2 protein-coding genes are annotated in these 1720 nt (G+C 71.6%); one reads left to right on the plus strand and one right to left on the minus strand.

Going from position 1 to position 1720, the window contains the following annotated elements; all coding sequences use genetic code 11:
* Positions 1-559: AEC family transporter (locus x551_RS21780; RefSeq protein WP_253950454.1), on the minus strand; the 559-nt coding region annotated here is incomplete at its 3' end.
* 114 nt (positions 560-673) lie between these two features.
* Here x551_RS21780 and x551_RS21785 point away from each other — a divergent pair.
* Positions 674-1720 (plus strand): UvrD-helicase domain-containing protein (locus tag x551_RS21785; protein WP_036251368.1); only part of this gene is annotated, 1047 nt, incomplete at its 3' end.

Here is a 1720-nt window from a genome sequence, read left to right on the forward strand (position 1 = left end):
ACCAGCCCCGCGGCAGAGAACAGCGCCCCGAGCGCGATGGCCCAGGGCTGCGGGTTGGCGATCGGCCGCGCAGCGCGTTGCGCAGGCGTGCGCCGAGCGGCAGGTGCGAGGCCGCATGCATCTGCGCCAGCGCGAGGCAGACCGAGCTGACGATGAACATGTCGACCAGCAGCGTGACCATCACCGGGCCGGCCGCGGCTGCACCGATCAGCGCCGTCATCATCGGCATGCCCATGAAGCCGCTGTTCGGGAAAGCGGCCACCAGCGCGCCGAAGGCCGCATCCTTGAGGTGCACGCGCGCACCGAGAGTGAGCACGACGGTCAGCGCCACGAGGCCGAGGCCCGCGAGCGTGTAGACCGCCAGCATCGTCGGGTTCAGCAGGTTGCCGATCGGCGTGCCCGCGCCGAAGCGGAACAGCATGCAGGGCAGGGCGAAGAACAGCACGAAGGCGTTGAGGCCGGGGATCGCGGCCTCCGGCATCACGCGCGTGCGCGCCGCGAGGTAGCCGCACAGCACGAGCGCGAAGAACGGCACCGTGACGGACAGGATCGCTTGCATCGCGGCGGCAGTATGTCAGGCCGCGCACCGAGGCCTCGGCCGGCAGCGCTTGGCTATCATCGCGCGCCCCGCCGTTCGCCACGGCTCCGTCCCGTCGTCTCCGCTCCGTCCTCCTTGTCCGCGCCTGTCTCGCTCAACACCGCCCAGATGCAGGCGGTTCACCACCTGGCCGGCCCCTGCCTGGTGCTGGCCGGCGCCGGCTCGGGCAAGACGCGCGTGATCACGCACAAGATCGCGCGCCTGCTGGAGGCCGGGCTGGCTCCGTCGCAGATCGCCGCCATCACCTTCACCAACAAGGCGGCGGCCGAGATGCGCGAGCGCGCCAAGGCCCTGGTGGGGGCGCGGCCGGCCAAGGGCCTGCTGATCAGCACCTTCCACTCGCTCGGCGTGCGGCTGCTGCGCGAGGACGGCGCGGCGCTGGGCCTGAAGCCGCAGTTCTCGATCCTCGACAGCGACGACGTGCTGGGCATCCTGCGCGACGCCGGCGGCACCACCGACGCCAAGACCGCGCGGCGCTGGCAGTGGGCCATCAGCCTCTGGAAGAACCAGGGCCTGACGCCGGCCCAGGCCGAAGCCGAGGCGAAGAACCCCGACGAGGTGCAGGCCGCGCGCGTGATGACGCGCTACCAGGAGCGGCTGGCCGCCTACCAGGCGGTGGACTTCGACGACCTGATCGGCCTGCCGGTGGCGCTGCTGCAGCGGCACGACGTGGTGCGCGCGAAGTGGCAGGCCGCGCTGCGCCACGTGCTGGTCGACGAGTACCAGGACACCAACGCGCAGCAGTACGAGCTGCTCAAGCTGCTGGTCGGCGACGGCCAGGGCGGGCGCGACCGGCCGGCGATGTTCACCGCGGTCGGCGACGACGACCAGAGCATCTACGGCTGGCGCGGCGCGACGATCGACAACCTCAAGCGCCTGCCGCAGGACTACCCGGACCTGCAGGTGATCCCGCTGGAGCAGAACTACCGCTCGACCGGCAACATCCTGCGCGCTGCCAACCACGTGATCGCGGCCAACCCGAAGATCTTCGACAAGAAGCTGTGGAGCGAATTCGGCGACGGCGAGCCGGTGCGCGTGGTCGAGAGCGACAGCGAGGAACACGAGGCCGAGCGCGCGGTCGCGCGCATCCAGGCGCTGCGCGGCCAGGGCGGCGCGGCGGCC

This window comes from Methylibium sp. T29, assembly GCF_000576205.1.
GTDB classification, from domain to species: Bacteria; Pseudomonadota; Gammaproteobacteria; order Burkholderiales; family Burkholderiaceae_C; genus Methylibium; species Methylibium petroleiphilum.